The sequence below is a fragment of the Microbispora bryophytorum genome (genome assembly GCF_043197435.1).
GTDB classification, from domain to species: domain Bacteria; phylum Actinomycetota; class Actinomycetes; order Streptosporangiales; family Streptosporangiaceae; genus Microbispora; species Microbispora bryophytorum.
This window is the reverse complement of the sequence record NZ_JBICTF010000011.1, coordinates 1-25,028: the sequence shown is the minus strand read 5'-3', so window position 1 is coordinate 25,028 and position 25,028 is coordinate 1. Positions and strand designations below refer to the sequence as shown.

General features: G+C 70.9%; 25 protein-coding genes and 2 riboswitches. Of the genes, 19 read left to right on the top strand and 6 right to left on the bottom strand.

What is annotated here, in order from left to right; translation table 11 throughout:
* Window position 1 precedes the first annotated feature (1 nt).
* The 6 genes from folE to ACGFIB_RS30370 all read left to right on the top strand — a co-directional run bounded on the left by folE (window position 2) and on the right by ACGFIB_RS30370 (window position 3,343).
* On the top strand, window positions 2-598 hold the full coding sequence (folE, locus tag ACGFIB_RS30395) for a GTP cyclohydrolase I FolE (protein ID WP_229689969.1): 597 nt from the start codon (window positions 2-4) through the stop codon (window positions 596-598).
* A gap of 74 nt (window positions 599-672) precedes the next feature.
* The gene (folP, locus tag ACGFIB_RS30390; protein ID WP_142575602.1) at window positions 673-1,545 is read left to right on the top strand and encodes a dihydropteroate synthase; all 873 of its coding nucleotides are present in this window, start codon (window positions 673-675) and stop codon (window positions 1,543-1,545) included.
* Window positions 1,546-1,549: 4 nt separating this feature from the next.
* On the top strand, window positions 1,550-1,999 hold the full coding sequence (locus ACGFIB_RS30385; RefSeq protein WP_223854263.1) for a nuclear transport factor 2 family protein: 450 nt from the start codon (window positions 1,550-1,552) through the stop codon (window positions 1,997-1,999).
* On the top strand, window positions 1,996-2,379 hold the full coding sequence (folB, locus tag ACGFIB_RS30380; protein WP_357238740.1) for a dihydroneopterin aldolase: 384 nt from the start codon (window positions 1,996-1,998) through the stop codon (window positions 2,377-2,379). The genes ACGFIB_RS30385 and folB overlap by 4 nt, the downstream gene beginning before the upstream one ends.
* A complete protein-coding gene (folK, locus tag ACGFIB_RS30375; protein WP_142575600.1) occupies window positions 2,376-2,876 on the top strand; it encodes a 2-amino-4-hydroxy-6-hydroxymethyldihydropteridine diphosphokinase in 501 nt (166 codons plus the stop codon). The genes folB and folK overlap by 4 nt, the downstream gene beginning before the upstream one ends.
* A 17-nt stretch (window positions 2,877-2,893) precedes the next feature.
* The gene (locus ACGFIB_RS30370; RefSeq protein WP_191054913.1) at window positions 2,894-3,343 is read left to right on the top strand and encodes a DUF3180 domain-containing protein; all 450 of its coding nucleotides are present in this window, start codon (window positions 2,894-2,896) and stop codon (window positions 3,341-3,343) included.
* A gap of 15 nt (window positions 3,344-3,358) precedes the next feature.
* Here ACGFIB_RS30370 and ACGFIB_RS30365 read toward each other — a convergent pair whose 3' ends face one another.
* Window positions 3,359-4,543 (bottom strand): NADH-quinone oxidoreductase subunit D, encoded by a 1,185-nt coding sequence (locus ACGFIB_RS30365; RefSeq protein WP_393376545.1) that lies wholly within the window; start codon window positions 4,541-4,543, stop codon window positions 3,359-3,361.
* Between the two features lie 135 nt (window positions 4,544-4,678).
* Between ACGFIB_RS30365 and ACGFIB_RS30360 the strand changes: the two genes are divergently transcribed.
* Window positions 4,679-5,041 carry a type II toxin-antitoxin system RelE/ParE family toxin gene (locus ACGFIB_RS30360; RefSeq protein WP_393376543.1) on the top strand — a complete coding sequence of 121 codons (363 nt, stop codon included), beginning with the start codon at window positions 4,679-4,681 and terminating at the stop codon, window positions 5,039-5,041.
* Between the two features lie 2 nt (window positions 5,042-5,043).
* Window positions 5,044-5,391: a helix-turn-helix domain-containing protein gene (locus tag ACGFIB_RS30355; RefSeq protein WP_393376542.1), complete on the top strand. Its 348-nt coding sequence runs from the start codon at window positions 5,044-5,046 to the stop codon at window positions 5,389-5,391.
* Window positions 5,392-5,434: 43 nt separating this feature from the next.
* Here the strand turns inward: ACGFIB_RS30355 and ACGFIB_RS30350 are convergent, their stop codons facing one another.
* Window positions 5,435-6,694, bottom strand: coding sequence for an aminotransferase class V-fold PLP-dependent enzyme (locus ACGFIB_RS30350; RefSeq protein ID WP_393376765.1), 1,260 nt, complete (start codon window positions 6,692-6,694; stop codon window positions 5,435-5,437).
* 88 nt (window positions 6,695-6,782) lie between these two features.
* Window positions 6,783-6,898, bottom strand: a riboswitch (SAM riboswitch).
* Window positions 6,899-6,958: 60 nt separating this feature from the next.
* Window positions 6,959-7,636 carry a pentapeptide repeat-containing protein gene (locus tag ACGFIB_RS30345; protein WP_357238743.1) on the bottom strand — a complete coding sequence of 226 codons (678 nt, stop codon included), beginning with the start codon at window positions 7,634-7,636 and terminating at the stop codon, window positions 6,959-6,961.
* A gap of 76 nt (window positions 7,637-7,712) precedes the next feature.
* Between ACGFIB_RS30345 and ACGFIB_RS30340 the strand changes: the two genes are divergently transcribed.
* Window positions 7,713-8,912: a cytochrome P450 gene (locus ACGFIB_RS30340; protein ID WP_229689970.1), complete on the top strand. Its 1,200-nt coding sequence runs from the start codon at window positions 7,713-7,715 to the stop codon at window positions 8,910-8,912.
* On the opposite strand, the gene ACGFIB_RS30335 is transcribed toward ACGFIB_RS30340, so the two are convergent.
* On the bottom strand, window positions 8,902-9,870 hold the full coding sequence (locus tag ACGFIB_RS30335) for an SAM-dependent methyltransferase (RefSeq protein WP_357238747.1): 969 nt from the start codon (window positions 9,868-9,870) through the stop codon (window positions 8,902-8,904). The genes ACGFIB_RS30340 and ACGFIB_RS30335 overlap by 11 nt on opposite strands.
* Window positions 9,871-10,030: 160 nt before the next feature.
* Between ACGFIB_RS30335 and ACGFIB_RS30330 the strand changes: the two genes are divergently transcribed.
* Together ACGFIB_RS30330 and panC are read left to right on the top strand one after the other, a co-directional pair.
* Complete coding sequence (locus ACGFIB_RS30330; protein WP_142575591.1) at window positions 10,031-10,921, top strand: Rossmann-like and DUF2520 domain-containing protein; 891 nt, start codon at window positions 10,031-10,033, stop codon at window positions 10,919-10,921.
* Entirely contained in the window at window positions 10,912-11,766 is an 855-nt protein-coding gene (panC, locus tag ACGFIB_RS30325; protein ID WP_142575590.1) for a pantoate--beta-alanine ligase, read from the top strand. The genes ACGFIB_RS30330 and panC overlap by 10 nt, the downstream gene beginning before the upstream one ends.
* Before the next feature lie 13 nt (window positions 11,767-11,779).
* Here the strand turns inward: panC and ACGFIB_RS30320 are convergent, their stop codons facing one another.
* The gene (locus tag ACGFIB_RS30320) at window positions 11,780-12,466 is read right to left on the bottom strand and encodes a class I SAM-dependent methyltransferase (protein ID WP_357266079.1); all 687 of its coding nucleotides are present in this window, start codon (window positions 12,464-12,466) and stop codon (window positions 11,780-11,782) included.
* 62 nt (window positions 12,467-12,528) lie between these two features.
* Between ACGFIB_RS30320 and ACGFIB_RS30315 the strand changes: the two genes are divergently transcribed.
* From ACGFIB_RS30315 to ACGFIB_RS30295, 5 genes are all read left to right on the top strand, one after another.
* On the top strand, window positions 12,529-13,230 hold the full coding sequence (locus ACGFIB_RS30315) for a TetR/AcrR family transcriptional regulator (RefSeq protein ID WP_393376540.1): 702 nt from the start codon (window positions 12,529-12,531) through the stop codon (window positions 13,228-13,230).
* A gap of 48 nt (window positions 13,231-13,278) precedes the next feature.
* Window positions 13,279-15,816, top strand: coding sequence for an L-aspartate oxidase (locus ACGFIB_RS30310; RefSeq protein ID WP_393376539.1), 2,538 nt, complete (start codon window positions 13,279-13,281; stop codon window positions 15,814-15,816).
* Between the two features lie 7 nt (window positions 15,817-15,823).
* A complete protein-coding gene (locus ACGFIB_RS30305; protein ID WP_142575586.1) occupies window positions 15,824-16,606 on the top strand; it encodes a type III pantothenate kinase in 783 nt (260 codons plus the stop codon).
* 59 nt (window positions 16,607-16,665) lie between these two features.
* The gene (gene lysS / locus ACGFIB_RS30300; RefSeq protein WP_393376537.1) at window positions 16,666-18,351 is read left to right on the top strand and encodes a lysine--tRNA ligase; all 1,686 of its coding nucleotides are present in this window, start codon (window positions 16,666-16,668) and stop codon (window positions 18,349-18,351) included.
* A 352-nt stretch (window positions 18,352-18,703) separates the two neighbouring features.
* Complete coding sequence (locus tag ACGFIB_RS30295; protein WP_142575584.1) at window positions 18,704-18,952, top strand: helix-turn-helix domain-containing protein; 249 nt, start codon at window positions 18,704-18,706, stop codon at window positions 18,950-18,952.
* A 30-nt stretch (window positions 18,953-18,982) separates the two neighbouring features.
* Here ACGFIB_RS30295 and ACGFIB_RS30290 read toward each other — a convergent pair whose 3' ends face one another.
* Window positions 18,983-20,032 (bottom strand): C40 family peptidase, encoded by a 1,050-nt coding sequence (locus tag ACGFIB_RS30290; RefSeq protein WP_223854261.1) that lies wholly within the window; start codon window positions 20,030-20,032, stop codon window positions 18,983-18,985.
* 59 nt (window positions 20,033-20,091) lie between these two features.
* Window positions 20,092-20,260: riboswitch (cyclic di-AMP (ydaO/yuaA leader) on the bottom strand.
* Between the two features lie 375 nt (window positions 20,261-20,635).
* On the opposite strand from ACGFIB_RS30290, the gene ACGFIB_RS30285 reads away from it, so the two are divergent.
* The 3 genes from ACGFIB_RS30285 to ACGFIB_RS30275 all read left to right on the top strand — a co-directional run bounded on the left by ACGFIB_RS30285 (window position 20,636) and on the right by ACGFIB_RS30275 (window position 24,457).
* Window positions 20,636-21,187 (top strand): amino-acid N-acetyltransferase, encoded by a 552-nt coding sequence (locus ACGFIB_RS30285; protein ID WP_142575583.1) that lies wholly within the window; start codon window positions 20,636-20,638, stop codon window positions 21,185-21,187.
* Between the two features lie 146 nt (window positions 21,188-21,333).
* Window positions 21,334-22,815, top strand: coding sequence for an RDD family protein (locus ACGFIB_RS30280; RefSeq protein ID WP_393376535.1), 1,482 nt, complete (start codon window positions 21,334-21,336; stop codon window positions 22,813-22,815).
* 1,294 nt (window positions 22,816-24,109) lie between these two features.
* The gene (locus ACGFIB_RS30275; RefSeq protein WP_142575581.1) at window positions 24,110-24,457 is read left to right on the top strand and encodes a histone-like nucleoid-structuring protein Lsr2; all 348 of its coding nucleotides are present in this window, start codon (window positions 24,110-24,112) and stop codon (window positions 24,455-24,457) included.
* Window positions 24,458-25,028 lie beyond the last annotated feature (571 nt).

The window sequence follows — 25,028 nt, the reverse complement described above, 5'->3', positions numbered from 1 at the left end:
CGTGGCCGCACCCACGGTGGGGCCGCCCCCCGGATTCGACCACGACCGGATCCAGAAAGCGGTCCGGGAGATCCTGTTCGCGATCGGTGAGGACCCCGATCGCGACGGGCTCCGGGACACCCCGTCCCGGGTGGCCCGCGCGTTCGCGGAGCAGTTCGCCGGCCTGGGTCAGCGGCCCGAGGACGCGCTGACCACCATGTTCGACGCGGACCACGACGAGATGGTGCTCGTCAAGGACATCGAGGTGATGTCCACCTGTGAGCACCATCTGCTCCCGTTCCACGGCGTGGCCCACATCGGCTACACCCCGAACGACAAGGGACGCATCACCGGCCTGTCCAAGCTGGCCAGGCTGGTGGACGTCTACGCCCGCAGGCCACAGGTCCAGGAGCGGATGACCTCCCAGATCGCCGACGGCCTGATGCAGGTGCTGGAGCCGCGCGGGGTGATCGTGGTGATCGAGGCCGAGCACATGTGCATGACCATGCGCGGCGTGCGCAAGCCCGGCGCCAAGACGATCACGTCGGCCGTCCGGGGCGACTTCCGTTCCAGCGAGGCGACCAGGGCCGAGGCCATGTCGCTGATCCTGCGCGGCTGAGCGCGGGCGACGGCCGATTGGGACGCCGCTCCTGCCCGACGGGCATTGAGTCTCGTGGCACTAGTCTTGACCCCATGACCGCAGCGAGTGTGCCCGGTATGCCCCAGTCTGGGCGTTGCCTGGTCATGGGCGTGGTCAACGTGACCCCCGACTCCTTCTCCGACGGCGGGCAGTGGTTCGACGCCGACGTCGCGATCAGGCACGGACTCGACCTGGTGGCCGAGGGCGCCGACATCGTCGACGTGGGCGGCGAGTCCACCCGCCCCGGCGCGGCCCGGGTGTCCCTGGAGGAGGAGCTGCGCCGCGTCGAGCCGGTGATCCGCACGCTCACCGAGGAGGGCGTGACGGTCAGCGTCGACACCATGCGCGCGGAGGTGGCCGAGGCGGCCGTCGCGGCAGGGGCGAAGCTCGTCAACGACGTGAGCGGCGGGCTGGCCGACCCGGTGATGCCGCGGGTGGTGGCCGCGACCGGCGTGCCGTACGTCGTGATGCACTGGCGGGGGCACAGCCGCGACATGGACAGCCGGGCCATCTACGGCGACGTCGTGACGGAGGTGGCGGAGGAGCTGCGCAAGCGGGTCGACTCCGTGCTGGCCGAGGGCGTGCGGGAGGAGCAGATCGTGCTCGACCCCGGCCTCGGATTCTCCAAGAACGCCGAGCACAACTGGGCCCTGCTGGCCGGGATCGGCGAGCTCGGCCGCCTCGGCCGCCCGTTGCTTATCGGGGCGTCGAGGAAACGCTTCCTCGGCCGCCTGCTGCCGGGGCCGGACGGCGAGCCCCGGCCGTTCGACGGCAGCGACGCCGCCACACTCGCCGTCACCGCGCTCGCCGCGCGGGCCGGCGCGTGGTGCGTGCGGGTGCACCGGGTGCGGGCGAACGCGGACGCGGTGCGGGTGGCCGCCGCGTGGAGGGCAGCAGCCGTACGACACGCTGACGAGGGCCGGTGACGACATGCCGACAGGGACGCCGATGAAGGACATCGAGGAGCTCAACCAGGCGTTCTACAACGCCATCGAGAGCGGCGACCTCGACAAGATGTCGGAGATCTGGACGGAGGACGTCCCAGGACGTCCTGCCATGTGCGTCCACCCCGGCTGGCCCATGCTGACCGGCCGGTCGGAGGTGCTGCGGTCCTGGGCGCTCATCATGGCCAACACGACGTACATCCAGTTCGTGCTGACCGACGTGCAGACGACCGTGATCGGTGACGTCGCCGTGGTCACCTGCGCGGAGAACATCCTCACGGCCGCCGACACCGACGAGCCGGGCTTCGCGGCCGGCCGGGTCGTCGCCTCCAGCACCTATGTGCGGTCCGGGACCGGGTGGCGGCTGTGGCTCTACCACGGCTCACCGGTCCTGCAGAGCGACGACGACGACGATGAGGAGGAGCAGGAGCATTGACGGTGCGGCCGACGACCAGTCGTGACACGGTGCGGTTGACGGGCCTGCGGGCCCGCGGCAGGCACGGCTGCCTGCCCGCCGAGCGCGAGCTGGGCCAGGAGTTCGTGATCGACGTGGCCCTGAGGTTCGACACCGCTCCGGCGGCGGCGGCCGACGACCTGACGCTCACCGTGGACTACGGGGCGCTGGCTGTGGAGCTCGTCCACATCGTGGAAGGCGAGCCGGTCAACCTCATCGAGACCCTCGCCGAGCGGCTCGCGGCGGCCTGCCTGGCCCACGAGCTGGTCGAGGAGGCGGAGGTCAGCGTGCACAAACCGGCCGCGCCGATCCCGCTGCCGTTCGGCGACGTGGTGGTGACGATCAGAAGGGGTCGCGGATGAGGGTCGTGATCGCGCTCGGCAGCAACCTCGGCCGCCGCCTGGAGAACCTGCAGGGAGCCGTCGACGAGCTCTTCGACGCTCCGGGGCTCACGTTCGTGGCGGTGTCGCCGGTCTACGAGACCGACCCGGTCGGCGGCCCCGAGCAGGGGCCCTACCTGAACGCGGTCGTGGTCGCCGAGAGCATGCTCGACCCCCGCACGCTGCTCGACCGCGCGCAGAGCGTCGAGAGCGCGTTCGGCCGCGAGCGCAGGGAGCGGTGGGGCCCGCGCACGCTCGACGTCGACCTCATCACGGTCGGGAGTCTCATGTCGGACGACCCCGAGCTCACACTCCCGCACCCCCGGGCGCACGAGCGGGCGTTCGTACTGGTCCCGTGGACGCAGGCGGATCCCGCGGCGGTGCTGCCGGGGCGCGGGCCGGCGGCGGCCCTGCTGGCCGACCTGGACCAGAGCGGGGTGCGGCTGCGGCCCGACCTCGTGCTCGAACCCCCGGCCTGATCGACGAGGAGCCCCGTGTGAAGCCCAGCAATCCCGGCGTGCTCGTCGGCCTCGTGGCCGTGTTCGGCCTGCTCACCTGGGGGCTGCTGCGGCAGTTCTACTCCACGGTGCCGACCCTGCCCTGGACCGCGATCCCCACCACGCTGCTGCTTGCCGTCGGCGAGGCGTACACGGGCTGGCTGACCCGGGCGAGGATCCTGCGCCGCCCGGACACCAAGCCCGTCGACCCGCTGGCCGTGGCCCGCCTGGCGGCGCTGGCGAAGGCCACGGCGTACGTCGCGGCGGCGTTCGGCGGCATTTTCGCCGGGTTCGTGGTGCACGTGCTCGAACTGCTCGACCTGGACAAGCCCCGCCAGGACGCGTTCGTCGGAGGCGGGTCGTTCGTGGCCTGCGTGATCCTGATCTGCGCGGCGCTGTTCCTGGAGCACTGCTGCCGGGTGCCCGGCAAGCCCTCCGGGGAGACGTGACGGCAACGCGCCGATCTACTTGTCGATGTCGCCCACCACGAAGAACATCGAGCCGAGGATCGCGATCATGTCGGCGACCAGGTTGCCCGGCAGCATCTCCCGCAGCACCTGGATGTTGTTGTAGGAGGCGCTGCGCAGCTTGAGCCGCCACGGCGTCTTCTCGCCCCGCGACACCAGGTAGTAGCCGTTCAAGCCGAGCGGGTTCTCCGTCCAGGCGTATGTGTGGCCCTCGGGCGCCTTCAGCACCTTCGGCAGCCGCTGGTTGATCGGCCCCGGCGGCAGGTGCCGCAGGCGCTCGACGCAGGCGTTGGCCAGGTCGAGGGAGACCTTAACTTGTTCGAGCAGCACCTGGAACCGGGCCTGGCAGTCCCCGGCCGACCGGGTCACGACCTTCACCGGCAGCTCGCCGTACGCCAGGTAGGGCTCGTCGCGCCGCAGGTCGAAGTCGACGCCCGAGGCCCGCGCGACGGGGCCGCTCACGCCGTACTGCATGATCGTCTCGCGGTCGAGCACGCCGACGCCGCGGGTGCGGGCCAGGAAGATCTCGTTGCCGGCGATCAGTTCCTCGATGTCGGGCAGTCGCCGCCGCACGGCCGCGACGGCCGCCGTGACGCGGTCGAGCCAGCCCAGGGGCAGCTCCTCCTTCAGCCCGCCCACCCGGTTGAACATGTAGTGCATGCGGCCGCCGGAGATCTCCTCCATGACGTGCTGCAGGGTCTCCCGCTCGCGGAAGGCGTAGAAGACCGGCGTGATCGCGCCGAGCTCCAGGGGATAGCTGCCGAGGAACATCAGGTGGCTGAGCACGCGGTTGAGCTCGGCCAGCAGCGTCCTGGCCCACACCGCCCTGGCCGGGGGCTGCATGCCCAGCATGCGCTCGACCGCGAGCACGACGCCCAGCTCGTTGGCGAACGCCGACAGCCAGTCGTGCCGGTTGGCGAGCACGATGATCTGCCGGTAGTCGCGCACCTCGAACAGCTTCTCCGCGCCGCGGTGCATGTAGCCGACGATCGGCTCGGCGGCCGTGATGCGCTCGCCGTCGAGGACGAGCCGCAGCCGCAGCACGCCGTGGGTGGAGGGGTGCTGCGGGCCGATGTTGAGGATCATGTCCTCGGTGGCCAGCTCCCTCGCCTGCACGGCGTCGGCTCCGGCGCCGAGCCCCACGATGCGTTCGGTGCGCCCGCCCTCCTGCTCGGTCGTCATACCGTCCATGCTTTCACGCCCATCACGGGGGAGCGAAGACGGCGAAGGCATCAGACGAACTCGACCACCGTCTCAGGTCAACGGCAGTAGCCTACTGCCCGACTTAAGGATAGCCTTAATTTCGGGAGGGCACTCTTGGCGTGGACGGTGAAGGTCACAGATGAGTATGCCGCCTGGTTCAGGACGCTCCTCAAGGAGGATGTCGACTCGGCGATTCAGGTCGCTCAGGCCGTCGCCGCTCTCCGGGAGGAGGGGCCAACGCTGGGCAGGCCCCTCGTCGACCGGCTCAAGGAAAGCTCCCTGCATCATCTCAAGGAACTGCGCCCAGGATCGCGCGGGCGATCGGAGATCAGGATCATCTTCGCCTTCGACCCTACGCGGGCGGCGCTGCTGTTGCTTGGCGGTGACAAAGCCGGGAACTGGAACCGGTGGTACAAGGAGAACATCCCCCTGGCCATACAGCCTTATGTCGACTACACCAGCGACGGCGAGGAGTGAACATGCCTAAGAGAGTGCCGGGGGACTGGGCCGACCTCGAGCGGGAACTGCACGAGGCCGGCGTCTCCCCTTCCGTGATCGAGCAGGGCGCCAGAAAGCTTCTCGCCGAGGCGCGCGGTCATCAGCTCGCCGAGGCGCGAAAGCAACTTGGGTTCGGTCAGAGGGACGTCGCGGCTGTCATGGGTCTGAGCGTCGCCCGGGTCTCACAGATCGAGCATGGAGAGGTCACCTCTCTCGACGTTATCGCTCGCTATGTAGAGGCGCTCGGGGCCCGCTTGGACCTGGTCGTCGACTTCGGTGATCGGACGCTGCGCCTGCCGGTCAGCGAGAGGTCGACGGACGCCGCTTGATCGGGGACCTCTTGAGCGAGACCCCCGGCCTCACCTTCCGTCGTCAGGCGGTGGCGATCTCGCGCAGGGCCTCGACGAGGCGGTCGACGTGTTCGGTGGTCGTGCCGATGCCGACCGAGGCGCGTACGGCGCTGAACGTGCCGTCCGCGCAGCCGCCGTCCTCCTGAGCGCCGTCCTCCCCGCCGCCGAGGAGGTGGCGGACGAACGGGTGGGCGCAGAACTTGCCGTCCCTGACGCCGATGCCCCAATCGGCCGACAGCGCCTCGGCGACCTCGCGGGCCGTACGGCCCTCGACGGTGAACGACACGATGCCGACGCGCGGGTGGTCCTGGCCCCACAGCGACAGCTCGCGTACGCCGGGGATGGCGGCGAGCCCGGCGCGCAGGCGGGCGAGCAGCCGCTCCTCATCCCGCACCAGCGCGGCCCAGCCCGTCGCGGTGAGCGCGTCGCAGGCGGCGGCGAGCGCGATCGCGCCGAGCACGTTGGGGGTGCCCGCCTCGTGCCGCGTCTCGGGGTCGTCGCTCCAGTCCACCGTCTCGCCCACGGACCGTACGGCTCCGCCGCCGCGCAGGTACGGGTCGGCGCAGGCGAGCCAGTCGGGGCGGCCGACGAGCACACCGGCGCCGAACGGGGCGTAGAGCTTGTGCCCGGAGAAGGCCACGTAGTCGAGGTCGAGCGCGGCCAGGTTCAGCTCGCGGTGGGGCACGAGCTGGGCGGCGTCCACGGCGATCCGCGCGCCGTGCCGGTGGGCGATGTGGGCCAGTCCGGCGATCGGCCACAGCTCGCCGGTGACGTTGGAGGCCGCGGTCACGACGAGCAGGGCCGGGCCGTCGATGGCGGCCAGCGCCTCGTCGGCCGCCCGGATCGCCTCGCCGGGGAAGGCGGGCGGCGCGAGCCGTACGGCCTTCTGCCAGGGCAGCAGCGAGGCGTGGTGCTCGGTCTCGAACACGACGGCGGTGGTGCCCTCGGGGAGGCTGCGGGCCAGCAGGTTCATGGCGTCGGTCGTGTTGCGCACGAAGATGAGCGCGTCGCCGGGGCGGGCGCCGACGAAGGCCCGCACGGTGTGCCTGGCCTGCTCATACCTGGCCGTCGTGAGCTGCGAGGCGTAGCCCGCACCCCGGTGGACGCTGGAGTAGGCCGGCAGCGCCGCCGCGACGGCGGCGTTCACCGGCTCCAGACAGGGCGCGCTCGCCGCGTAGTCGAGGTTCGCGTACTGCACCAGCCTGCCGCCCCTGATGGGCACCTCCAGGTCGGCGCCCACGACAGCCGGTAGGCGCACGGGGGCGAGATCGTGCTCGGAGATGCGGGTGACGGCCTGCTGGACGAAGGTGAGTGCGGACAACGCCATGCTCCTCGGGTCGGGGACCCCGGCCATGGCATCGGAGAGGCGGAGCCCGCGCTTGCCCGGCACACCTCGTGCCGGACCCGGTCCTCACCCGGGGCACCCCGCCGCGAGCGCGAGGGTTGCCGGCCAGCAAGCCGGGGCTTGACGCTGGCACTCATGACCTGGACGGCACTATAACCCGACACCGCCCTCCGGCCGCAAGTCCGGGTGGCCCAGCCGAAGTCAGCCGTCGTCGACCGTGACACCCAGGATGTGGGCGAACATCGGCGCGAGTTCCATCAGCTGGACGCCGCTGATGGTCGCGCCGCGCAGCGCGTCGTAGCCGTCGGAGATGCCCAGGGACACGGCGCCGCGCAGGTCCACCCGGGACATGCGCGCCTTGTCGAACCGCACCCGTTCCAGCGTCGAGCCGGGGAAGGTTACGCCGGTCAGCGCGGCGCCCGCGAAGTCCACGTCGCGCAGCGTGCACTCGACGAACGAGACCTCCCGCAGGTCGGCGGCGCGGAAGTTGACCGAGTCGAGCTTGCACCGGTGGAAGAGCACGTGGTTCATCTCGGCGCCGGGCAGCGCCGTGCCGGCCGGGGCGCTCATGACGATCTCCGCGTCCGCCCAGACGGACTCGGTGAGGTCGCCGCCCACCCAGCGCACGCCGTTCAGCCACACGTCCGAGAACCGGGCGCGCCGGTATCGGCCGCCGGCGAACGTCACCGAGGCGAACGCCGACTCGATGAACCGGGCGCCGGACGCGTCGGCGTCCTCGAACTCGCCCCCGTCGAACAGGACCGTGTCGTAGTCGCCGCCCTGCGCGAGCCGCCCCTTGAACGGCTCAAGGTGATCGGCATAGGGCAGTTCGCCGAGTTCGCGGGGCTCCCTGCGAGGCTGTTCGCGGCGCTTCGGCATCGGCCCAACCTACGCCATGACGGACCCGCACGCCCGTACTCCCAGGCGAGGTCTTTCATCCGTATTGTTGTCCATTGTGAAGTTTGATCCCTGGAATGCCGAGTTCATCGCGTACCCCTACGACGCCTACCGCGACCTGCGCGACAACGATCCGGTCAGCTTCTTCGAGCCGACGGGGCAGTGGCTGATCGCCCGCCACGCGGATGTGAACGCGCTGCTGCGCGACCGGCGTCTCGGCCGGTCCTACCTGCACGTGGCGACGCACGAGGCGTTCGGCCGCGAGCCCGAGCCGGAGTTCCAGGAACCGTTCTGGCGGGTGATCCGAGCCGGGATGCTCGACGTCGAGCCGCCGGTCCACACGCGGCTGCGCCGCCTGGTGTCCAAGGCGTTCACCCCCCGCATGGTCGAGTCGCTGCGTCCCCGCGTACGGAAGATCGCGACCGAGCTGACCGCGGGACTGGTCGAGCGCGGCGGCGGGGACCTGCTGGCCGAGGTGGCCGAGCCGCTGCCGGTCACGGTGATCGCCGAGATGCTCGGTGTGCCCGAGGCCGACCGCCACCTGCTGCGCCCCTGGTCGGCCGACATCTGCGGGATGTACGAGCTGAACCCCTCGCCGGAGGTCCAGCACACGGCCGTGCGCGCGGCGGCGGAGTTCGCCGGCTACCTGCGCGAGCTGGCCAGGGCCCGCAGGGATCGGCCGGGCGACGACATGATCTCGGCGCTGGCCCAGGTGGTCGACGACGGCGACCGGCTGACCGAGGACGAGCTGATCGGCACCTGCGTGCTGCTGCTCAACGCCGGGCACGAGGCCACGGTCAACGCCACCGGCAGCGGGTGGTGGGCGCTGTTCCGCAACCCGGGTGAGCTGGAGCGGCTGCGCGCCGACCCCGGCCTGATGCCGACGGCGGTTGAGGAGTTGCTGCGCTACGACACCCCGGCGCAGATGTTCGAGCGGTGGGTGCTGGAGGACGTCGAGGTCGGCGGGGTGACGATCCCCAGGGGCACGGAGATCGCGCTGCTGTTCGGCTCGGCCAACCGCGACCCCGAGGTCTTCGCCGATCCCGACCGTCTCGACCTCGGCCGGGCGGACAACCCGCACATCTCGTTCGGCGCCGGCATCCACTTCTGCCTCGGCGCACCGCTCGCGCGGGTCGAGATGGCGGAGTCGTTCGGCGCCCTGCTGGGGCTGGCGCCCAGGCTGGAGCTCGCCGAGGAGCCTGCCTGGAAGCCCAGCTACATCATGCGCGGCCTGGAGTCCCTCAAGGTCACCGTCTGACGACCTGGCTGAGCCAGCCGAAGCCGCCGAGACCGGCCGGGTCGATCAGCTCCGCCTCCTGGGAGGCCCGGCCCAGCGCGCGTACGTATGCGGCCGGATCGGCGGACGCCAGCGCGAGCGGCGGGCGGGCGCCGGTGACTCCCAGGTCCCGCAGCGCCTCCCGCTGCGTGGTGAGCGTGGACGCCTGCGCCCCCGCCCGCTCGCCGGCCGCCGCGCAGGCGTCCAGCGCGACGTGGGCGGTGATGTCGCACGACCCGTCCGGTGTCGGCGGCACCACCGAGCCGTCGCGATATCCGGCGACCGTGCCGAGCGGTGGCCGTCGTCTGGCCGGATGGGCGTAGTCCACGGCGACCGCCGTGCCGCACGCCAGCCGCGTGATCAACGAGGCCCAGGCCTCGTCGCGGGGACGGCCGATCTCGGCGCGTTCTCCCGGTGAGCGCAGCGGCCACCAGCGCTCCAGCCAGGCCAGGTCATCCGGGCCGGGAGCGGGCCCGGGCCGCTGTTCGCCGGTCGAGGTGTCCACGAGCACCAGGCGAGGGCCGTCCGGCGTCATCTCGGCGATGTCGAGCGGCACGTTGTCCAGCCACTCGTTGGCGATCACCAGGCCGCCCGCGCCGTACGGCGCCTCCGGCTCCCAGGCGACGCGCGGATCGAGATCGCCGGGCCGGGGGGACAGGTCGACGGCGGTGACCCGCAGCCGCTTCGAGAGGTCCGGCGGCGCGGCGGCCCGCACCCGGGCGGCCAGGAGGCCGTTACCGCTGCCCATGTCCACGAGATCGACCGGGTCGGGCCGCCCGAGCGCGGCGTCGACCCGCAGGAGCAGGCGCAGCACGGCCTCGGCGAAGACCGGCGAGGCCTGCACCGACGTGCGGAAATGCCGGTCGGGGCGCTCCCGCAGGTAGAAGCCCTCCGCGCCGTAGAGCGCCCGCCGCATGGCCTCCCGCCAGGTGACCTCCACGGGGCCCAAGGTTACCGACACGCCGAGGCCGTAACGAAAAGTAGTCACTTTCGTACTTGTGGCTCAACATAGGCCCGGGAGAAATGGGACAAAATCCGACCGTTGGGCCACGCCCGGGCGGGCGGGAGCGCCGCCGCTACGCTGAACCGAGGGAGGCGTCATGGAGACAAGTGACCGCCCGGCGCGGCTCGCCGTAGGAGTGCTGGGCGCGGGACGCGTCGGTTCCGTGCTCGGAGCCGCGCTCATGCTCGCGGGTCATCGGGTGGTGGCGGCAAGCGGCGTGTCCGACGCGTCGGCGCGGCGGGCCGCCGACCGTCTCGGCCTGGCGCTCAGCAGGCCGGACGAGGTGATCGCCCGGTCCGATCTCGTGCTGCTGACCGTGCCGGACGACGTGCTCCCCGGTCTCGTCTCCGGTCTCGCCGCCACCGGCGCCGACCTGCGCGGCAAGCTGCTCGTGCACGCCAGCGGCGCGTACGGCCTGGGCGTGCTCGACCCTGCGGCCGAGGCGGGGGCGCTGCCGCTCGCGCTGCACCCCGTGATGACGTTCACCGGCAGGAGCGACGACCTGACCCGGCTCAACGGCTGCTCGTTCGGCGTCACGGCGCCCGACCTGCTGCGGCCCGTGGCCGAGGCGCTGGTGATCGAGATGGGCGGCGAGCCGGTATGGATCGCCGACCGTGACCGGCCGCTCTACCACGCCGCCCTGGCCGGCGCCGCGAACCACATGGTGACGCTCGTCGCCGAGTCGCAGGAACTGCTCGCGAAGATCGGCGTGGAGCATCCGGGCCGGATGCTCGGCCCCCTGCTGAGCGCGGCACTCGACAACGTGCTGCGTCTCGGCATCAGCGGGCTCACCGGGCCCGTGGTCCGCGGCGACGCGGGCACCGTGCGCAAGCACGTCGACGCGCTCATCCTGGCCGCCCCCGAGGCCGCGGACGCGTACGTCGCCCTCGCGCGGCTCACCGCCGACCGGGCGCTCGCGGCGGGCCTGCTCAAGCCGGAGGCGGCCGAACGCCTTCTGGACGCCCTGGGAGGGAACATATGGACCTGACCGTCGCCGCCGACCGCGCCGCCCTCGACAAGGCGAGGGACGAGCTCGGCCCCGGGAGGATCGCCCTGGTCCCCACGATGGGGGCGCTCCACGAGGGCCACCGGTCGCTGATGCGGCTGGCACGCGAACACGCCGACCACGTGGTGGTGAGCGTGTTCGTCAACCCCCTGCAGTTCGGCCCCGACGAGGACTTCTCCCGGTATCCCCGTACGTTCGAGGCCGACCTCCGAGTGTGCGAGGAGGAGGGTGTGCGCGTGGTCTTCACGCCCTCGGCCGACGACATGTACCTGCCGGACCGCCAGGTGGAGGTCTCGGCCGGCGGCATGGGCGGGGTGGTCGAGGGCGCCTTCCGGCCCGGCCACTTCGACGGTGTGCTGACCGTGGTGCTCAAGCTGTTCAACCTCGTACGGCCGGACGTCGCGGTCTTCGGGCAGAAGGACGCCCAGCAGCTCGCGTTGATCCGGCGGATGGTGGCCGACCTCGACGTCCCGGTGTCGATCGTCGGCGCCCCGACCGTGCGGGAGCCGGACGGCCTCGCGCTGTCGAGCCGCAACAGGTACCTGTCCGAGGCCGACCGCCGCACCGCGCTCGCCCTGTCGCGGGCGCTGCGGGCCGGCGCGGCGCGGGGCCAGACCGCCGGGCCGGCCGGGATCCTCGACGCCGCGCGGGCCGTGCTGGAGGAAGCCGCCCGCTTCGACCCGCCGCTGCTGCTCGACTACCTGATCCTGGCCGACCCGGCGACGTTCGCGCCGGCCGGCGACGACCACCGCGGCGAGGCGATCCTGGCCGTGGCCGCCAAGGTGGGCACCACCCGCCTCATCGACAACGTGGTCCTGACCCTGTAGAGGTCGCGGCGGCTCAGGCTCCCCCGTACCGCAGCGTGAACCAGAAGGTGGGGAACGGGTTCGTCCCCGGTGTGATGTCGGCCAGCTCCCAGCCGGTGAACCTGGCGCGCAACTCGTCGGCGGTGACCCCGGAGAACTTGTCGTCGAGCACTCCGGGGCCGTACCCGAACATCAGCAGCCGTGCGCCGGGAGCGGCACGGCTGGTGAGCCCGGCGGCGTAGGCGTCGCGGCGGTGCGGCGGGATGCCGCAGAAGCAGCTCAGGTCGAAGAACAGGTCGTAGGGGCCGGACGCGTCCAGCTCGTCGAGCCGGGTGGCGTCTCCGTGCAGGAGCCGTACGGCCACTCCCGCCGCGTCGGCCTTCTCCCGGGCCTGCTCGATCGCGCGGCCGACCAGGTCGACGGCCACGACCTCCCAGCCGTGCCGGGCCAGATAGATCGCGTTGGTTCCGGTGCCGCAGCCGAGCTCCAGAGCGCGGCCGGGCGGCAGCGCGCCGTCCCCCTCCCCGCGCCTCTCCCCGCGTCCCTCTATCAGGGCGACCAGCTCGGGCGGTGTCACGCCCGAATCCCACGGCGGCTTGCCGGTTCGGTAGTACTCCTCCAGTTCCCGCAGCACGGCCTCCTCCTGGTCCGGCTCCTGGTCCGGTCCGCTGCCGACCCGGTCTGCGTTGTTCGTGCCCCGGGCGGTGTTCGGCGTGTTCATGGCCTCGCTCCACTTCTTTAGAGTCAAACTCTAGTGATGAACTCTAGAGATATACTCGCATCATGGACATCGTCAAGCGGCCGGACAAACGGGCCGAGCGCTCGCGCCGCACCCGGGAGAAGGTCATCCAGGCGGCGCGGGAGCTGTTCGTCGCGCAGGGCTACGGGGCGACGAGCCTGCAGGAGGTCGCCGACCGGGCGGGCGTGGCCGTTCAGACGGTCTACTTCGCCTTCGGCAACAAGCGCACGCTGTTCAAGGACGTCGTCGACACGTCCATCGCCGGCGACATCGAGCCGGTGGCCATCATGGACCGTGAGTGGTTCCGCGCCGCGTGCGCCGAGCCCGCCGCGGCCGACCAACTGCGGGCGCACGTCCGCGGCACGAGTGAGATCCTCGGCCGGGTCGCCCCGCTCATGCCGATGATCGAGTCCGCCGGGGCCGCCGACCCGCAGATCGCCGCGGGATGGCCCGACGGCCCCGACCCGCGCTATGTCGTGCAGCACGCCGCGGCCCAGGCGCTCGTGGGCAAACCCGGCGCCCGGCCGGACGTCTCCGTCGAGATGGCGGCGGATCTGCTGTTCTGCCTGCTCAGCCCGCAGCTGTACCTGCTCTTCGTCCAGGACCGCGGCTGGTCGCAGGACCAGTGGGAGGAATGGGCCCGCGCCACTCTGACCGCGCAGCTCTGCACCGGCCCCGTGACAGGCGCCGCCCCTGCGGCAGGCACCGGCCCCGCGACAGGCGCCGCCCCCGCGGCGTGCCCCTAGGAGGAGGGGGCGGGGCGTCACCATCGCCAGGGGGGCGTTATCGTCATTATGACGAAAGGGGATCCCCTCATGGTGGCGCTCGCACGCAGACTCACCGCCCCCGCACCCGGCTGGACCGTCGAGGCCGACGCCGTCGTGATCGGGTCCGGCATCGCCGGCCTCACCGTGGCGCTGCGCCACGTCGAACTCGACCCCCGCGCGCGGGTGCTCGTGGTCACCAAGGACGTGCTGTCGGCCGGGTCCACCCGGTGGGCCCAGGGCGGCATCGCCGCCGTCCTCGACCCCGAGGACACCCCCGACGAGCACCTGAGGGACACGCTCGTCGCCGGGGTCGGCCTGTGTGATGAGGAGGCCGTCCGCGTCCTGGTCACCGAGGGCCCCGACGCGCTGAAGCGGCTGATGAGCCACGGCGCCGAGTTCGACCGCGACACCGACGGCGAGCTCCAGCTCACCCGCGAGGGCGGCCACCACCGCAACCGGATCGTGCACGCAGGCGGCGACGCGACCGGCGCCGAGGTGCAGCGGGCCCTGGCCGAGGCGGTGCTGGCCGAGCCCCGCATCGAGGTCATCGAGCACGCCCTCGCCCTCGACCTCCTCCTCGACGCCGAGGGCCGCGCCTGCGGGGTCACGCTCCACGTGATGGGGGAGGGCGCCCGCGACGGCGTCGGCGCCGTACGGGCCGGGGCCGTGGTGCTGGCCAGCGGCGGCATGGGCCAGGTATACGCGGCCACGACCAACCCTGTGGTGTCCACCGGAGACGGCGTGGCGCTGGCGCTGCGGGCCGGCGCGGTGGTCAGGGACATCGAGTTCGTGCAGTTCCACCCCACGGTCCTGTGGCTGGGGGAGGGCTCGACCGGCCAGCAGCCCCTCGTCTCCGAGGCCGTGCGCGGCGAGGGCGCGGTGCTGATCGACTCGAGCGGCGAGCGCTTCATGCGGGGGGTGCACGAGCTGGCCGACCTCGCGCCCCGCGACGTGGTCGCCAAGGCGATCATGCGTCAGCTGGCGCGGACCGGCGCCGACCACGTCTACCTCGACGCCACCCACTTCGGCGAGGACAAGTGGCGGTCCAGGTTCCCCACCATTCTCGCCGTCTGCCGCGAGCACGGCATCGACCCCGTCACCGAGCCCATCCCCGTCGCCCCCGCCGCCCACTACGCGAGCGGCGGCGTGCGCACCGACCTATACGGCAGGACCAGCGTTCCCGGCCTGTACGCCTGCGGAGAGGCGGCCTGCACGGGTGTGCACGGCGCCAACCGGCTGGCCTCCAACTCCCTGCTGGAAGGGCTCGTCTACGGCGAGCGCATCGCCGCCGATCTGGCGGCCGGGAACCTGACCCGCGACCGCGCGACGCACGAGCCCGTCCCGGCCGACGACCGGCCCGAGGGCCTGGTGGACCCGCGTACGCGGCCGAGGATCCAGAGCCACATGAGCGGGGGCGCCGGGGTGCTGCGCAGCGACCGGAGCCTCGCGCAGGTCGCCCGTGCGCTCTCCGACGCCCGCTGGACGCCGGTCGCGGTCGAGCCCTGCACCGAGTCGTGGGAGGCGACCAACCTCCTCACGGTGGCCTCCGCGCTGGTCGCCGCGGCGGCCGTGCGCGAGGAGACCCGCGGCTCGCACTGGCGGGAGGACCACCCCGACCGCGACGACGCCCACTGGCGGGCGCACATCGACATCGCCCTGACGGCGGAGGGACTGACCTTGACGTACACGCCTCACGAGGAACTGCGGAACGAGCTGGACAAGACCGGCCTCGACCCGGACGCCGTGCTCGGGCTCGTCCGCGCCGCGCTGGAGGAGGACCTGGCCGGGGGACAGGACGTGACCTCGGTCGCCACCATTCCCGCGGACCAGCGGGCCGTCGCCGACGTGGTGGCCCGCAAGGAGGGCGTGGTGGCCGGGCTGGCCGTGGCCGAGACCGTCTTCCGCCAGGCCGACGGGCCGGTCGAGGTCGAGCGGCACGCCGCCGACGGCGACCGCGTGCGCCCCGGCGACGTGGTGATGTCCGTGCGGGGCGCCACCAGGGACCTGCTCACGCTGGAGCGGACCGCGCTCAACTTCCTCACCCACCTGTCCGGGATCGCCACCGAGACCCGCCGCTGGGTGGACGCGGTGGAGGGCACCGGCGCCCGGATCCGTGACACCCGCAAGACCCTGCCCGGGTTGCGCGCGCTCGCGAAGTACGCCGTACGGGCCGGCGGCGGGGTCAACCACCGGATGGGCCTGCACGACGCCGCCCTGATCAAGGACAACCACGTCGTGGCCGCCGGAGGCGTCGCCGAGGCGTTCCGCGCCGTACGGCAGGCCTTCCCCGGCCTGCCGATCGAGGTCGAGGTGGACAGGATCGACCAGATCGAGCCGGTCCTGGCCGAGGGCGCCGAGGAGATCCTGCTCGACAACTTCACCGTGGACCAGCTCGCCGAGGCCGTACGGCTGGTGGCCGGGCGGGCGCGGCTGGAGTCGAGCGGCGGGCTGACCCTGGAGGTGGCCCGCGCCGTCGCCGCGACCGGGGTCGACTACCTGGCGGTCGGTGCGCTCACGCACTCGGCCCCGGCACTCGACCTTGGTCTAGATCTTCGTGATGCATAATCGGGGAATGCTGCTCACCATCGACGTCAGCAATACCCACACGGTGCTGGGCCTGTTCGAGGGTGAAGAGGTGATCGAGCACTGGCGGATCGCCACCGACCCCCGCCGTACGGCGGACGAGATCGCGGTGGTGCTCCAGGGTCTCCTCGGGCAGTCGCCGCTGCTCAAGGACGCCGACATCAGCGGCATCGCGATCTGCTCCACGGTCCCGTCGGTGCTCAACGAGATGCGGGAGATGTCCCGGCGCTACTACGGCGACGTCACGGCGGTGGTGGTCGAGCCGGGCGTCCGCACCGGCGTCCCGGTCCGGATGGACAACCCGAAGGAGGTCGGCAGCGACCGCATCGTGAACGCGCTCGCCGCCGCCGCCCTGTACGGCGGGCCGTGCGTGATCGTGGACTTCGGCACGGCCACCTCGTTCGACGCCGTCTCGGCCCGGGGGGAGTACGTCGGCGCGGTGACCGCGCCCGGTCTGGAGATCTCGGTGGACGCGCTGGCCACGGCCGGGGCCCAGCTCCACAAGGTCGAGCTGGTCCGGCCCCGCTCGGTCATCGCCAAGAACACCGTGGAGGCGCTCCAGTCGGGCATCATCTACGGCTTCGCGGGCCTGGTCGACGGCATCGTGGACCGGATGACGGCCGAGCTGGCCGCCGACCCCGACGACGTCACCGTGGTGGCCACGGGCACCGGTGCGCCGCTCGTCATCGGTGAGGCCCGTACGATCGACGTGCACGAGCCCTGGCTCACGCTGATCGGCCTGCGGCTGGTCTACGCCCGGAACGCGTCCTGACGACTCCCTCGCGTACGGGACCATAGAGGCCAGGATCCCGTTCAGAGAGGACTGACGTGATGGACGCCGACTGGGTGGCGCGTTTCGCCGATGAGGTCATCGCCGAGGCTGAACGGCGCGCACCGGGCAAACCCGTCGTCTGCGCGTCCGGTCTCAGCCCGTCCGGCCCGATCCATCTGGGCAACCTGCGTGAGGTGATGACCCCGCACCTGGTGGCCGACGAGATCAGGCGGCGCGGCCACGAGTGCGTCCACATCATCTCGTGGGACGACTTCGACCGCTTCCGCAAGGTCCCCGTGGGTGTCGACCCCGCCTGGAACGAGCACATCGGCAAGCCGCTGACCTCCGTCCCGGCCCCGCCCGGCAGCGAGCACCCGAACTGGGCCGAGTACTTCAAGGCGCCGATGATCGCCGCGCTGGCGGAGCTGGGCGTGGAGTTCCACGGCATCAGCCAGACGCAGATGTACGGCTCCGGGGCCTACCGGGAGCAGGTGCTGCTCGCCATGCGCGAGCGGCGGCGGATCGACGCGATCCTCGACCAGTACCGCACCAAGAAGGCCAAGGCCAAGGAGGTCGCGGACGCCGACGAGGCCGCCGCCCTGGAGGGCTCGGGGGCCGCGAACGAGGACGACGGCTCCGGCGCGGGCGGCTACTACCCCTACAAGCCCTACTGCTCGGTCTGCGACCGCGACATGACCACGGTCACGTCGTACGACGACGAGACCACCGCGATGTCGTACACCTGCGTGTGCGGCCACAGCGAGACCGTCCTGCTGTCCGAGCACACCCGCGGCAAGCTGGTGTGGAAGGTCGACTGGCCGATGCGCTGGGCCTACGAGGGCGTGGTCTTCGAGCCGTCGGGCGTGGACCACAGCTCGCCGGGCTCGTCGTTCGTCGTCGGCGGCCAGATCGTCCGTGAGGTGTTCGGCGCCCCGCAGCCGATCGGGCCGATGTACGCCTTCGTCGGCATCAGCGGCATGGCCAAGATGAGCAGCTCCAAGGGCGGCGTGCCGACCCCGGCCGACGCTTTGTCGATCATGGAGCCCGCGCTGCTGCGCTGGCTGTACGCCCGCCGCCGTCCCAACCAGTCGTTCAAGGTCTCCTTCGACCAGGAGATCCAGCGGATGTACGACGAGTGGGACACGCTGACCAGGAAGGTACAGGACGGCACGGCGCTGCCGGCCGACCAGTCGGCCTACCGCCGCGCGTCGAGCACGGCCTCCCGGGTCCTGCCGGAGACGCCGCGGCGGCTGCCCTACCGGACGCTCGCCTCGGTCGTGGACATCGCCACCGGGCACGAGGAGCAGACGCTGCGCATCCTGCGCGCGTTCGACCCGGAGATCGGCGGGCTGGACGAGTTGCGGCCGCGGCTCGACCGCGCCCAGCACTGGGTGAACACGTACGTGCCCGCGGAGGAGCGCACGCAGGTGCGCGAGACGCCCGACAAGGAACTGCTCGACACGCTCGGCACGCAGGACCGCGAGTCGCTGCGCCTGCTGGCGGAGGGCCTCGGCGAGCACTGGTCGCTCGACGGGCTGACCACCCTCGTGTACGGCGTGCCGAAGGTGCAGGCCGGGCTCGACATGGACGCGAAGGCGGCCACGCCGGAGCTGAAGGCCGCGCAGCGCGCCTTCTTCGCCCTGCTCTACCGGCTGCTCGTCGGCAGCGACACCGGCCCGCGGCTGCCCACGCTGCTGCTGGCCGTGGGCCGCGACCGGGTGCGCGAGCTGATCGGTCACGCCTGATCGGTCAGACCTGATCGCTCGCGTCTGATCGGTCAGTCCCGATCTGCGGCGTCCCATCTCCGGCGCGCGAACGGGCCGGACGGCATGGCCGTCCGGCCTCAGCCGGCTTCGCGACGTCCCGGAGCCGGGCCCGTCGGCGCCCGCCACGCCCCAGCCGAGCGCGTACGTCTCCAGGTGCGGCATGGGCCCGCTGGCGCGGCGCTGGGCCGAATTCCACGTGGAGGATTGTCGAGGCGGCCCGGGAGGTGTGCGACCGGTGCTCTCACTCCGAACCTTGACGACCTTCAGTGGAGGCGTTTACCTTCCCTGAAGGGTGGGCCGACGAAAGCATCGTCGTGGGGGAGGGCGGACGATGAGTATTCCCGAGGTCGTCTACCGAGGTGACAGTCGCGCCTCGGACCTTGAGCGTGCCGGTCTCACCGAAGAGGATCTGCTTCTCCTCGCGGAGCTGGCCAAGGGTGTGACCGCCGACCGGGTGGGCCGCAGTCTCGACGTCAGCGGGCGCACCGTGCGGCGCCGGCTGCGGTGCATCTGCGACCGGATCGGCGTCGCGACCGCGATCGAGGCCGTCGCCTGGGCGGCACGCCGCCGCCTCATCTGACCTTCTCGACGGCAGGCCGCCGAGGGGGGCTCAGTCGGCGACGCGCACCGCTCCCGCGAACGGCCGTCCGGCGATCTTCGCGATGTGGACGACGTCTCCCGTGCGCGGCGCGTGGATCATGTAGCCGTTGCCGATGTAGATGCCGACGTGGTGCAGGTCGGAGTAGAAGAACACCAGGTCGCCGGGGCGGAGCTGGTCACGGGGGATGTGCGTGCCGGCCGTCCACTGGTTGCCGGTGTAGTGGGGCAGGCTGATGCCGACGGACTGGTAGGCCGCCATGACCAGGCCGGAGCAGTCGAAGGAGCCGGGGCCCTCGGCGCCCCACACGTACGGCTTGAGCTGCTGCCCGAGAGCCCAGCGCGCCGCCTGGGCGGCCTTGCCGTCGCCGATGATGGGGAACGCCGTCCTGCTGCGCGTCTCGCTGCCGATCGTCTGGGAGACCTGCCGGTAGAGGCTGCTCTCGGTCTTCTTGATCAGCTTGGTGATCTTGTCGCGTCGCGAGTCCAGCCCGCTGAGGAGCTTCTTGACCTCGGCCTGCCGGGCGGAGGCGCTCTCCCTGGCCCGTGCGGCGGCGTCCATGGCCTTGGTGACCTCGGCGACCTCCTGGCTCTCCCGCAGCTCCAGCGCGTACGTCGTGGAGGCCTGGTCCAGGTATCGCCGGGGGTCGGCGTCGCTGTCGATGAGCACCAGCGCGTTGCCGAGCCCGTTGGTCATGTAGGAGTGCTGCGCGAGGGCGCTCGCCTTCTGCCGGCGGACCGCGAGCTCGGCCTCGCTCTTGGCGAGGTTCTTCTTGGCGAGGTCGGCGGACCGCTCGGCCGTCTTCAGGCGCACGCGCTCGCCGTTGTACTGCTCGCTGAGGGTCTCGATCTCGGTGTAGAGGTCCTCGACCTGGGCCGTGAGTTCCTTGAGGCTCGGCTTGGGGTCGGCGGTGGCGCTGACCACCGGCGCGCCGAACGTGATCGCGCTGATCGCGACGCCGACGAACGCCAGACGGCGGATGGCACCCGGACCGGCCGTGCCGGATCCGGACTGTCGGCCGCGAGCGTGCCTGCCCGCCTGCCGTCCTCCACGCGTGCGCAACCGAGCTCCTCTCCCACGTGTGCCCCGCGGCGGGCCCGTCGTCGCGACGGGCCGTACGGCGGGGCACTGCTGAGCGCCTACCGGGTTAGCTGACGGGTTCGGGCCGGAGTAGCCCTACCTTGTGGATTCACCCCTTGACGATCCGGGATCGAACCGATCCTGATCCTGCAGTTGGGTCCCCGGCTCCCCTTCGCACTGGGTGCTTCGAGGATTCGGCGTCCGGTCGCCATGAGCGCTCACGAAGACCGGCATCGTCGCTGGACGATAGTGCACCGCGAGTTCTTGCTCAACCAGAACTCCGAAACTCGTCTACGTTTGACAACCAAATGATCACGGTCGGGTCACGGGATCGGTAGTGATACGTCCCTGTTCACCTGCGTTTCGAGTGATCTGTGAGTTTCGATGGGTGGTCTGGGCTGGTGGAAAAACTGGGACGAACCCGGATGGCACCTCGGGCGGCGGTCATGCATCCGTCCGTATCCTGGCGGCTACGGACCGTCAAACCTCATGTCGGGTATGGCGTTTGGGAATGACCGTTATTCGTTCGGGATGCTCCGTGCCGACCGTGTGGGATCGGCCGCGCTCCGGCTAGGCTGGCCGGTCATGGAGCAGGTCGCCGCGCAGACATCCAGTGGATCGAGTGCCACGGCCGTGACGGTGCGCCGAGCCAGGACGCCGGACGTCCGGGCGATCAGGCGCCTCGTCGACGCGTACTCGGGTGTGGGTTCCCGCCTGCTCAAGAAGAGCACGGTCACGCTGTACGAGGACGTCCAGGAGTTCTGGGTGGCCGAGAGGGGCGGGCAGGTCGTCGGCTGCGGCGCGCTGCACGTGCTGTGGGAGGACCTGGCCGAGATCAGGACCGTCGCGGTGGACCCCGCGGCGCGCGGCGGGGGCATCGGCCACCGGATCGTCGGCGCGCTCATCGAGACCGCCAGGGACCTCGGCGTGCGGCGGGTTTTCTGCCTCACGTTCGCGGTGGAGTTCTTCGCCAGGCACGGCTTCAGGCCCATCCAGGGCACCCCCGTCTCCCCGGAGGTGTACGCGGAACTGCTCGCGTCGTACGACGAGGGCGTCGCGGAGTTTCTCGACCTGGAGCACGTCAAGCCGAACACGCTGGGGAACACCCGGATGTTGCTGCACATCGACCGTCATTGACCCCTTTGTCGATCATTGATCGCTGATCTTGACGATGGTTGTCGGCTGCTGCAAAGGTGACTGTTGATACACCTGTCGCTACTTTTGGCAATATCAGCGTGTGCTAGGGACGTGCGGCGCATGCGTCTTCGAAACGAGGTGACACGGTGAGCACCGGACAGCCGCCGTACCCCCAGGACGAGTCGGACGGAACGCCACCGCCCTCATCGAACGCCGGGTACGGCACGGACAGACAGCCCCAGGACTATGACCCCGACGTCACGGTCGTGAGCAATCGCCACTCGGGACAGCACACGGGTCCCCAGCAGCCGCCCGGCTACGACCCCGCCCAGGGCGGCTACGGCCAGCAGGGTTACGCCCAGCAGGGCCAGCAGCAGTACGGCCAGCAGGGGTACGGTCAGCCCGCCCCGCAGCAGGGCTACGGCCAGGAGGCCGCCCAGCAGCAGGGCTACGGCGCCCAGCAGGGCCAGCAGCAGTACGGCCAGCAGGGCTATGGCGCCCAGCAGGGCCAGCAGGGTCAGCAGGGCTATGGCCAGACCGCCCCGCAGCAGGGGTACGGCCAGCAGGGCTACGGCGCCCAGCAGGGCTACGGCGCCCAGCAGGCCCAGCAGCAGTACGGCCAGCAGACCGGTCCTCAGGACTACGGTCAGCAGCAGGGCTACGGGCAGCAGGGGTATGGCCAGACCGGCCCGCAGCAGGGCTATGGCGCCCAGCAGGGTCAGCAGGGTCAGCAGCAGTACGGCCAGCAGCCCGGTTACGGGCAGCAGGCCGCCCCTCAGGACTACGGCCAGCAGCAGGCCTACGGGCAGCAGGGGTATGGCCAGACCGGCCCGCAGCAGGGCTATGGCGCCCAGCAGGGCCAGCAGGGCCAGCAGCAGTACGGCCAGCAGCCCGGTTACGGGCAGCAGGCCGCCCCTCAGGACTACGGCCAGCAGCAGGCCTACGGGCAGCAGGGGTACGGCCAGACCGGCCCGCAGCAGGGTTACGGCGTTCAGCAGGGCCAGCAGCAGGGCTACGGCCAGCAGCCCGGTTACGGGCAGCAGCAGTACGGCCAGCCGGGCTATGGCCAGCCCGGCTTCGGCCAGCCGTACCCCGCCGCGGGGCCGATTCCCCCCGGCGCCCCGGCGCCGCTCGCGGAGTGGTGGCAGCGTCTCGTCGCCCGCATCATCGACGGCGTGATCGTCGGCATTCCTCTCGCGATCATCACGTTGGTGATCACGGGAATCGTCGTCACCGACGCGAGCGTCGACCTCGCGAGCGGGGTTTACAACCCCGGAAGCGGTTACTTCCTGGCGACGCTGCTCACGGCGATCCTGGGCGGTCTGGTCATGGTCGTCTACGAATTCCTCATGCTGCGGGCGCAGGGGCAGACGCTCGGCAAGAAAGCCATGGGCATCAAGGTCGTTCCGGTCGGCGGCACTCTCGACGCGGGCGGGCTTCCGCAGGACGCCGCGCTCAAGCGCGCCGGCGTGTTCTACGCTTTCGAGTTCCTGCAGTGGATTCCCGTTATCAGCTACCTCGCGTACGTCGGCTCTCTTCTGAACGTGCTGTGGCTGTTGTGGGACAAGCCGCTGCATCAGGCGCTGCATGACAAGGTCGCCAACACCGTGGTGGTGAAGGTCAAGTAACGACGACGGACGGGGTCGATGGAACGGACCATCGGCCCCGTTTTTCTATGGATCGCTATGGCTGCGTCCGCACAGTCCGCTCACCCGGCTGTGACGGAAAATCCTTGCGGGGCCTCCCGGGCATGCCATGCTTGGGTTCACCGTCCCGAGAGGTGCCCAATGACCGCGAGACCGCCCCCGGCGCCAATCCTTAACACTCGCCCAGTCGTCCCCGGGCCATATCCGTCCACGGACGGCTTAAGGAACCGTCAGGGGCGCTTATGGGGCAGTATGGAGCCGCACAGGGCCTTATGGCGCTCGCGGAAGCCCGCCCGCTACACCCCGCGGCAGGCGGCGTCCGGGGAATGCGGGGATCGTTTGGCCGTGGGAAACTCTGACGCCGCGGCCGTTCGGGCCGTCCAGGTGATTGTGGCCCGCTCCTTTTTTCGATCTTCAGACCGCCCGCCCGTTGATCTTGAAGGAACCGGCCGGTCCTCTCTTTTTACGAGGCTTCGGGGTGGTGGCGATCTGCTTGCGCGTATATCGCGCGAGGCGCGCGCGCCGTACGAGAAGGCTGCCGGGACCCTTGTGAAGATCCGGCCGTCGCGCCGGCTCGTCGTTTCAGCCGAGCTCTTCAACGGCCGTACGTCCCCGGTCCGCCCTTTTCCGCACGAGGTGTTTGCCGCTTCACACTTGTCCGCCCCGTGCCTGTCCGTCCTGGTCCGCGAGCCCCTCACCTGCGGCGACGGCAGGCGCCCGGCGAAACAGGGGGGCGCGCGGCCCGGCGGCCCGCTGTCGCCCGGGAAGCGCGCAAGCGGTTGAAACGGCCGGACGGCCCAGGATCGGTGACCGCGGGGGTCGGCCTTTTGGGTACGATTTCGAGTGCATCCGGTAAGGCCGCTGGAGAGACGAGGATTACCCCGGCCCCCCAGGGGCACCCCGGAAGACGCGCCCGGTCCCTCCCAGCGCTATGGTCGTATCGGGGCGCCGGGCCCGGTCAGAAGGCCGGTGGCCTGGCCGCGTCCTCGGAATTTCCTCGGGGTGCACCTAATGACACCCCCGGCACGAGCGAGGCAGAATGACAGAGGTATTGTCCGCCTTGATACCTTCCGTGGCCGTCGCCGGCGTGGTCGTCTACGGCATCGTAAAGTTGGTACGTTCCGACGCGGCGGGCCTCCGTACGGCACGGGAGCCACGCGAGAAGTCACCGGACTCAGAGGTTCCTGAGAATCCGCAACCTTGAATTGTCAGCCAGGGGAAACCGGGTATATGTTTGGCTGACGAATCAAACTATGGGCTGCGAAAGGATTGCCGGATGGCCAAGCACACGCAGGTGATTCTCATCGACGATCTCGATGGCGGCGAGGCCAATGAGACGGTCACCTTCGCGATTGACGGCACGTCATATGAGATTGACCTGAGCGACGGCAACGCGAAGAGGCTTCGCGAGGCTCTGTCGCCTTTCGTCGGCAGCGCGCGGCGCGCGGACAGCGGGCAGGCCCGCGGGCGCCGTCGTGGTGGTGCGGGCGGTGGGGGCCAGCGAGCCATGACCCGCGAGAAGAGCGCCGAGATCCGCGCCTGGGCGAAGTCTCACGGGCACCCCGTGAGCGAGCGCGGCCGCATTGCCGCCTCGATCGTCCAAGCGTACGAGGACGCGCACTAGGCGGTGGGCCTCAGATCTCCCGCCTACTGCGGTTGTCCGGGCGGCACCTGGCTGCGTTGTCGCCCTGCCCGCGAAGATTTCTCGCAGGCAGGGAATCCCCGCAGGGCCCGGAGCCGGCACCTATAGCTCTGCTATTGGCGCCGTCTCCACCTTGCGGTGGCATCCGCCTGGACGATCCCCGCTACGGCAAGATCTGCGGAGCACTTCCTAACTCGAACCCTGATCGCGCGGTTATGGCAGTCGTCGGAGGACCTGACGATCGCATAACCGCGCGATTGTGTTTGCGCTCCCTTAAAACCTCGTTCGCTTGCGGCGTATCGGGAACACGTCACCCCCAGCAGGGGGTTGGATAGAGCATGAACGCCCTGCGCTTGGGGAACCCTTCTGTCAAGGAGTGGGTCGCCGGGCCAGGGCTACCATGCGGAACGACGGGCCGGATCTCCCGTGCTCGCCTGACCGCTTCGTGAGGAGCGACGAGATGTTCGAGAGGTTCACCGACCGTGCGCGGCGGGTTGTCGTCCTGGCCCAGGAAGAGGCTCGGATGCTCAACCACAACTACATCGGTACTGAG

Bases quoted from the DNA above. Each gene is read 5' to 3' on its own strand.
- ACGFIB_RS30385 (WP_223854263.1), top strand. From the start codon at position 1,550: ATGCCGACAGGGACGCCGATGAAGGACATCGAGGAGCTCAACCAGGCG.
- folP (WP_142575602.1), top strand. From the start codon at position 673: ATGACCGCAGCGAGTGTGCCCGGTATGCCCCAGTCTGGGCGTTGCCTG.
- lysS (WP_393376537.1), top strand. From the start codon at position 16,666: ATGGACGCCGACTGGGTGGCGCGTTTCGCCGATGAGGTCATCGCCGAG.
- ACGFIB_RS30285 (WP_142575583.1), top strand. From the start codon at position 20,636: ATGGAGCAGGTCGCCGCGCAGACATCCAGTGGATCGAGTGCCACGGCC.
- ACGFIB_RS30320 (WP_357266079.1), bottom strand. From the start codon at position 12,466: ATGAACACGCCGAACACCGCCCGGGGCACGAACAACGCAGACCGGGTC.
- ACGFIB_RS30365 (WP_393376545.1), bottom strand. From the start codon at position 4,543: ATGACGACCGAGCAGGAGGGCGGGCGCACCGAACGCATCGTGGGGCTC.
- ACGFIB_RS30345 (WP_357238743.1), bottom strand. From the start codon at position 7,636: ATGCCGAAGCGCCGCGAACAGCCTCGCAGGGAGCCCCGCGAACTCGGC.
- ACGFIB_RS30330 (WP_142575591.1), top strand. From the start codon at position 10,031: ATGGAGACAAGTGACCGCCCGGCGCGGCTCGCCGTAGGAGTGCTGGGC.
- folK (WP_142575600.1), top strand. From the start codon at position 2,376: ATGAGGGTCGTGATCGCGCTCGGCAGCAACCTCGGCCGCCGCCTGGAG.
- ACGFIB_RS30305 (WP_142575586.1), top strand. From the start codon at position 15,824: ATGCTGCTCACCATCGACGTCAGCAATACCCACACGGTGCTGGGCCTG.
- ACGFIB_RS30275 (WP_142575581.1), top strand. From the start codon at position 24,110: ATGGCCAAGCACACGCAGGTGATTCTCATCGACGATCTCGATGGCGGC.
- panC (WP_142575590.1), top strand. From the start codon at position 10,912: ATGGACCTGACCGTCGCCGCCGACCGCGCCGCCCTCGACAAGGCGAGG.
- ACGFIB_RS30315 (WP_393376540.1), top strand. From the start codon at position 12,529: ATGGACATCGTCAAGCGGCCGGACAAACGGGCCGAGCGCTCGCGCCGC.
- ACGFIB_RS30295 (WP_142575584.1), top strand. From the start codon at position 18,704: ATGAGTATTCCCGAGGTCGTCTACCGAGGTGACAGTCGCGCCTCGGAC.
- ACGFIB_RS30310 (WP_393376539.1), top strand. From the start codon at position 13,279: ATGACGAAAGGGGATCCCCTCATGGTGGCGCTCGCACGCAGACTCACC.
- ACGFIB_RS30355 (WP_393376542.1), top strand. From the start codon at position 5,044: ATGCCTAAGAGAGTGCCGGGGGACTGGGCCGACCTCGAGCGGGAACTG.